7 protein-coding genes and 4 pseudogenes are annotated in these 7,386 nt (G+C 30.2%); all 11 read left to right on the top strand.

The window, feature by feature from the left end; all coding sequences use genetic code 11:
- Nucleotides 1-129 precede the first annotated feature (129 nt).
- A complete protein-coding gene (locus tag JI747_RS20300) occupies nt 130-456 on the top strand; it encodes a hypothetical protein (RefSeq protein ID WP_225690830.1) in 327 nt (108 codons plus the stop codon).
- Entirely contained in the window at nt 457-891 is a 435-nt protein-coding gene (locus JI747_RS20295) for a hypothetical protein (protein ID WP_225690828.1), read from the top strand.
- 136 nt (nt 892-1,027) lie between these two features.
- Nucleotides 1,028-1,297 (top strand): annotated as a pseudogene (locus JI747_RS20290) (RHS repeat-associated core domain-containing protein); the annotation flags it as partial.
- A gap of 650 nt (nt 1,298-1,947) precedes the next feature.
- Nucleotides 1,948-2,334, top strand: coding sequence for a hypothetical protein (locus JI747_RS20285; protein WP_225690826.1), 387 nt, complete (start codon nt 1,948-1,950; stop codon nt 2,332-2,334).
- A 161-nt stretch (nt 2,335-2,495) separates the two neighbouring features.
- Nucleotides 2,496-2,810: pseudogene (locus JI747_RS20535) on the top strand (RHS repeat-associated core domain-containing protein); the annotation flags it as partial.
- Between the two features lie 649 nt (nt 2,811-3,459).
- A complete protein-coding gene (locus JI747_RS20275) occupies nt 3,460-3,807 on the top strand; it encodes a hypothetical protein (RefSeq protein WP_225690824.1) in 348 nt (115 codons plus the stop codon).
- A gap of 165 nt (nt 3,808-3,972) precedes the next feature.
- Nucleotides 3,973-4,890, top strand: a pseudogene (locus tag JI747_RS20465) (RHS repeat domain-containing protein); the annotation flags it as partial.
- 1 nt (nt 4,891) lies between these two features.
- Nucleotides 4,892-5,491, top strand: a complete 600-nt coding sequence (locus JI747_RS20265) for a hypothetical protein (RefSeq protein ID WP_225690822.1) — start codon at nt 4,892-4,894, stop codon at nt 5,489-5,491.
- 33 nt (nt 5,492-5,524) lie between these two features.
- Nucleotides 5,525-6,418, top strand: coding sequence for an RHS repeat-associated core domain-containing protein (locus JI747_RS20460; RefSeq protein ID WP_317197637.1), 894 nt, complete (start codon nt 5,525-5,527; stop codon nt 6,416-6,418).
- 2 nt (nt 6,419-6,420) lie between these two features.
- The gene (locus JI747_RS20255; protein ID WP_225690820.1) at nt 6,421-6,972 is read left to right on the top strand and encodes a hypothetical protein; all 552 of its coding nucleotides are present in this window, start codon (nt 6,421-6,423) and stop codon (nt 6,970-6,972) included.
- Between the two features lie 15 nt (nt 6,973-6,987).
- Nucleotides 6,988-7,386: pseudogene (locus JI747_RS20250) on the top strand (RHS repeat-associated core domain-containing protein); the annotation flags it as partial.

The raw sequence follows: 7,386 nt of genomic DNA, 5'->3' as shown, positions 1-7,386 counted from the left end.
TCCAGCATTGAGTTTTCTCCTTTTCAACAAAATTCCTCAACACCAAAAACATTATGAAATATTTTATAGTTTTACAATACAAAATGAGGGTGTAATAATGTCCAACCTTCGGGGAGACTTACAGATCAATTGGTAAACCCAGCCGTATTAAGTGCATTGAGTACTGCATATGGCAAGCCAGGCGGAGATATGTTGCATGAAGTTACAGAAGCATATCAGGGAGCATTAATTTCGCAGGCTTCAGGAATATCATCGCCGCGATCAAGTCAAGCAGGTTCAGTTTATCCGCAAGCTCATGCCACAGCAACGCCGCAGTCTGGTCCAGTTAATCAAACAATTTTGGATACACAAGGAAATGTTTTACAGCCAGCTAATACGCCGAGCGGTTTCCCATCTAATGCTGCAAGAGTAAATTATACAACAACAAATGGAACAATAATTTTAACAATACCGTAAATGAAAAATACAATTATAATTATCGTAAATTTCTGTTTTGCACTTCTGGTTTCCTCTTGTAAATCAAAAGATATTGCAAACAATAATTCATCCAATCAATACAGCGTTTACAAGATTGATTCGTTAAATAATTTCTATCTTATTTATGCTAAGAAAGATAAAGAAGTATACAAAATAGTGTCAAAAAAAGTTAGCAATGATGGTTGTAATAAAGTCATAAAAGTTGGCTCGTCGTATGATTTTATTCTTCATTCCATAAACAAAAATGCACCAGTTATTGGTGGTGTAAAAATTGCCCCTATCAACTCAGCTGATATTAATTGTTATCAGTTCGATAAGGAAACTAGTATTTGCAAAGACGCTGGAATTAATGACCTTTATTTAGCCGATAACATTATTGGTAAGTGTCTGAATGTAGCCCAGCGAGCACAATAATAAGAGGTACAAAGGGGTGGAGTTGCTATTTTTTTTAAGGTAAAAATTTTATACTTTTAATATTTCTAGCCCAAGAGTTATTTGATAAAAATTAGGGCATTAATATAGTCATAATAAGCTTCATTAGAAAAATGTAAAAGTTCTTGAAGAAAACAATTATTATCCTTTTGGTTTGAAACATGGTGGGTATAATCCTACATCTGGAAATTCTCCATACCAATATAAGTACAATGGTAAGGAATTGCAGACTGATTCAGGAATGTATGATTATGGAGCAAGATTCTATATGCCAGATTTGGGTAGATGGGGTGTGGTGGATCCGCTGGCGGAAACATCGAGAAGATGGAGTCCTTATACATATGCTTTTAACAATCCTATAAGATTTATTGATCCGGATGGGATGGAAAATAAGGATATCATTTTAAAGGGTACAAAAACTGCGATTGAAAAAGCGACTAATCTAATGAATGAAGGTTTAGGAGGGGAATTTGTTTCTGTAACTAATGGTAAGGTTGAAATAAATATGAGTGCTGAACAAATAAAGGGATTAAATAAAGAGCAAAAAGCTTTTTATGATGTATTAAATAACGCTATACAATCTGATAATAACAATACATTTCATTTATCAGAAAGTGATACAAGCGTTGCTATAGCATCAAGAAACAAAGCTGGAGGTTTTGTCAATATGGATATAGATGATGTAAATAGTTTTAGCAAAGAAACAGGACCATATAGTAAATTTAGTATTTTTGGGCATGAAGTATATGAGCAAGATATTTTCCTATCAGGAGGACATGATGATTATATGAATAATGAAAAAACAGGACATCATGATATGGCAATAACAAATGCTGAAAGTAAAATTAATGGTGGTTGGACAAGAGGAGAATCAGTATATACAAATCAAATCCGAGAAACTGAAACGATTAAAACAAATGGGTATTTAAGAACCTTTAGCATTTTCTCTAGAACAGTAATGTCACCATTTACTAAAAATGGAAAAGTTGTGAATGCATCTTATGAATTAAAAAGAGGAAATGTAGTAAAAAAATAGAAATGAATAAATTAAAGTTATTATTAATCTTTTGTTTTTTCATCACCAATAACTCTTGTAAATCAATTGATAATAGAGTTATCAAAGCTCAAGATGAATACAAAAAAAATTTAAACATAGTTAAGATGTTTATTGATGGAAAAGTAATTAAGAATGTCAATGACTTAGAGAAAGCATCCAAATCTTTATCTGATTTATCTAACATAGAATCTCATAAAGATAAAGGTTTTGAATTTTCCATAACTCCTACAAAAGGTAATTATATCGACTGGAAACAATGGTACAAGGATAATAAAAATATTATTTTTTGGAATGATAAAACTAGTAGAATAGAAGTATTGGATTTAAATGATTTAGGAATTGCTCCCTCTAAAAAAACGAACCATTAAAATATAGTTTGGTAATGGGATATGTTTTCAGAATCAATGATGAAATATTTGATAAAACTAAATTATTGATTTTCAAAACTTATTAAAAAGATAATTTTAAAACAAGAGTAGGAGAATTCTTACTCTTGTTTATTGAATAATCAATATTTTAAGGTGACTCTACAGATCACTTAGGAAATGTGAAGTTGAGCTATTTTAACAATGGCTCTGGAATAGAAGTTCTTGACGAAAATAATTATTATCCTTTTGGGTTAAAACATGAAGGGTATAATCCTACAGCTGGAAGCTCATACCAATACAAATATAATGGTAAAGAATTGCAAGCGGATTCAGGAATGTATGATTATGGGGCAAGATTCTATATGCCGGATATTGGAAGATGGGGAGTGATTGATAATAAAGCTGAAAAATATCCTTCCATGTCACCTTACACATATGCAGGAAATAATCCTATTGCATTTATTGATCCTGACGGAAATGAATTAATTCTTTCATTTGCCACAGCGACTGCAGAACAATCTTATAAAGATTTAGTTAAAAATACATTTGGTGGAAAATACGAAGCTGTTTATACCCAAATTACTGGTACAAGTAATTATAAGGTAACTCTCAATATGATTAATAAAGATGCCACTATAACAAACGAGCAACAGGCTTTTTATGATGCTTATAATGAAGTGGTTGGAGCAAAAGAAGTTGTTACTCAAAGTATAGTAGAAAATGATAAATCAGTTACGGTTGGTAGTTTTCAAACAGGAGAGATTGATATGGCAGATGTTTTAGAATTTGACAAAGCAGGTAAAGGAGGGACTAGTAGCGCAGGAGCTATAACTCATGAACATACTGAACAGTTGGAAAAAGCCAAAATGGGAATATCAAAAGGAAGTATTGGAAAATATACTGTGGATAAAAATGGAGACCTTGCAACAACTCCCGATTTTGATAAGGCTCATGGAAAAGCATTTAAAAAAGAAGATAAAGTGAATGGAAATAAAAGGATAGAAACAACAGGATCAATGAGCATTAATGTTTTTCAAGAGAAGGATAAAACTAAAACTAACCAAGCTATGTGGGTAGATAAAACTACTGGAAGCGTAACTGTTAAAAAAACAACATTGCCATAATATGAAAAATATATTTTTTATTGTGATATTGTCACTATTAGTAAATTGTGCTAATTCTGTAAATAAAAGCAATAATGTATCAATCAACGGAAATTGTATCGAGAATTTAGACTTTAAAGAACAATATTTTTCTAACATCAAGATTATTGATAGTTTAATTGAAAAAAATCAGAATACTCAGTTTAGTAAATCTTTAAAATTTATATCTAAATATTCTCATGTTTCCTTTGAGAGTACTCTTAATTATGCACGTTTATATCCGATAGGGGCGTATGAGAAAGACCGAAAAGGCTGGCTAGAATGGTATGAGAAAAATAAGTGTAATAATATTCAGTTTAAGAAAAAGTAACAACAACTAATTGGTGGAATTACTATCTTTTTTAGGACAAAAAGTTTATACTTCTAATACTCCTAGCCTAATAGTTATTTTACAAAAATTAGGGTATTATATTAATACCCTAATTCTTTAAGAAGTAATGTAGAAGTTCTTGAAGAAAATAATTATTATCCTTTTGGTTTGAAACATGGTGGGTATAATCCTACATCTGGAAATTCATCATATCAATATAAGTACAATGGTAAGGAATTGCAGACTGATTCAGGAATGTATGATTATGGAGCGAGATTCTATATGGCAGATATTGGGAGATGGGGCGTTGTCGATGAGCTTGCTGAAAAATACCCCAATATTTCTCCTTTTACCTATGCAGTCAATAATCCAATTAGATTTATTGATCCAGATGGGAGACAAATTAAAGACCCAAATGATATTGTCAAAAATTATAAAAATCAACTTAATTCTAGTATGAATAATTTAAAAACATTCATAACTAATGGTTCCATTGATGTAGAGCTAGGGGAAGTATTGTTATCTTTTTATACAAACACATTGCAAGAAATAAAGAAATTAGAAAAATCTGATCAAGTATATAATATATTTTCAGATAACTCAAGTCTGGAAGGTAGTATGAGTTATGATTTATCAACAAATGAAATCAAAATAGGTCTAGGCAATAATAATATAGGGCTGGTTGGTCATGAATTAAAGCATGCTTACCAATATGAATCTGGGCAAACATCATTAGTTATAGATAATTCGGCATTTGGATCATTATATGATATAACGGATGAAACAGAATCCTATAATAGAGAAAGAGCATTAATGACAGGAATTCAATTTTTTAAAACGCCAAATACTATTTTTCAAGGATATCCATATAAAATGAATGATAAAAATGTTAAAGATTTTGGAATGGGAATGACTCCTCCTGCATATCAAACTTTACCTAGTGGTCCAATAGATATTAATTCCAAAGAAGGTAAAGCATTGAGACAACAAACAGTACAAAATGGGAAATTAGGTATTCCTGTTAAGGAAGTATACAAAGGATGGCAAAAAGATTATCAAAAAGGGAATGAAAAAAAAAATTAGTATGAAAAAATATTTAAGTTTATATTTTATTTTGTTTACAATACTTTCTTTTTCACAGGATAGTAAATTAAAAGAATATTGTTACAAAGCTCCACGTTATTATGAATGTATTAATTTATTAAAGGATGGATCTTTTAAATATTATAGAAAAACAGAATTTTTAAAAGAAGAAATTTATGGTAATTGGCAAGTGAAAAATGATAGTCTTTTGGTACTAGATAGTAATCCTCAAAGATCGAGATTGATTGTTAATGAGATTTATAAGAAGGGGAAAAAAATAACTTTTAATGTCAGAGACTCTGAGCAAAGACTCATTAATTATCATCTTTATATAATTAGAAACAAAAAAGACACAATAGCTTATAAAGATCAATTTGATAAGACTATTGTTACTAATAAAGAAAAAGGAATGTCTTTTTATATTGTAAATACAGCTGGTTTGCATTCACCTGAATATAAATTTAAAAGTAATAAAGCCAATTATTTTAATGTTACGTTTGAGCAAAAAAGAATTTTTGAAAATGAGCAATGGAAATTTAAAGGGAATAAAATAGTCCCTTTAAATCTAGATGGTAAGTATTCTAATTATGAACTGAAATAAATTAATATCTCCGTTTCTGTAGGATTTTATTGAGTGAGAAATAAAATAATCCTGACAAATTGCGAGGGTAATTACCAATACAAGTACAATAGTAAGGAATTACAGACGGATTCAGGAATGTATGATTATGGAGCGAGGATGTATATGCCTGATTTGGTTAGATGGAGGGTGGTAGATCCACTGGCGGAGAAGTATGCAGATTCTGCACCATATGTATATGCAGGAAATAATCCAGTAATTTTTATTGATCCAAATGGAATGGAAATCGTTAATGGAGAAACAGAGAACAGAAAAAAACTTGAGAAAGATTTAAAACAACGAGAATCGCTGTCAAATTCACGGTATAAAGGTGATAAAAATCTAACAAAAAAAGATTTTGATTCTAAAAAAGATTATAATACATATCAAACCATTGTGAAAAGTTTAAATGATGCTCAAGAAAATTTAAATAAAAGTATTGCAGTAGAAAAAGGGATTCAATCCATTATTGATAATTTTAAGGGCATGGATCCAGATAATTTCAATTTAGCTAATAATTTACAGTATAAAGACGCAGACGGCGGAACTCATGATATTGATGTTGTAGTTAATTCAGGAGTAGCAACTTCCTATGGGGGTGCTTTTACAGCAACATCATTCACATCTACAAAAGATACTAATGGAAATTCCCAATATTTTGGAATTCATTCAATCACAACAACGATAGATTTGAAAAAAATATCTCCATTTTCAGGAGCTTTTGCTCATGAAATGGGTCACGCTTATAATACTGCTATGAATCCTGCACAGGCAAGATCTCAAGGAACTGGAGATTCTGGCACTTGTCAAGATCCAAGAAATAGAAACACTTTTCAATCTAAGACAGCAATGGATTGGCAAGAAAATTTTATAATAAGACAAATGAGTAAATTTCAAATAATAAAATAATTATGTACAAGTCATACTATATAATAGCACTTACAATTTTTATATCGAGTTTTTATTTTTCTCAAACTGTAAAGGAAAAGTTAACAATAAATTTGATCGAAGATGGTATTTTAACAATTCAAGGTAAAAATGATAAAAACAAATATTATGACCCAGAATTAATAAACATACAATTTGACACAGTAAAAACTTCTTCGATTTATTTGGATGAAAATTTTAAGATTTTAAAATTTAATCTTAAAAAGAATAATGTAGAATATAATCGTGATAAACTGGTTGTTTTATTTAATTCTTCATTTTGCGAAACATATATTTTAGCAATTGACTCTGAAAATAATAGCTATAAACTCTCTGGATTTTCAAAAAATGATCTTTTATATTTTATAAATTCCATTAAGAAAATTTTTCATGATAAAAGTTCGAAATATGTACTAACTTATTTAAAAGATAATATTCAGGAAATAGATTTTGATTGTATATATAAAAGTCTGAAGAATGAAAAGTTTGACAGTAGATGTATTATATCATGCGCGGAAGGTATAAGAAGTCATTAAATTGCTTTTATATGATTGTATTCTGAGCCTGATACTTCAATTCCGCAAAATGGTTATTATAATGAAACTCTAAGTTATGACCTGAACGGAAATATCACCAATCTAAAAAGATCCGAAGGGCTTCTTACAGGAAGTACTACAGCAATGACTATCGATGACCTTAGCTACAGCTATACAGGAAACAGGCTGAACAGTGTTACCGATCTCTCAGGTCAGTACAATGGGTATTCGGATACTTCAGGAAATACGATTCCTTATGATCTCAATGGAAATATGACCAGTCATGTAGACAAAGGGATTTTAGGAATAGATTATAATTTCCTTAATCTTCCGTCATCTCTTTTATTCAATGCAGGACTTTCGACAAGAACAGGGATTTTAAGAAACAATACCTCTTATTTGTACCGTGCAGAT

Source organism: Chryseobacterium tagetis (genome assembly GCF_016735585.2).
Classification (GTDB): domain Bacteria; phylum Bacteroidota; class Bacteroidia; order Flavobacteriales; family Weeksellaceae; genus Chryseobacterium; species Chryseobacterium tagetis.
Note: the sequence above shows the minus strand (reverse complement) of the source record. Positions and strands in the feature narration are given on the sequence as shown.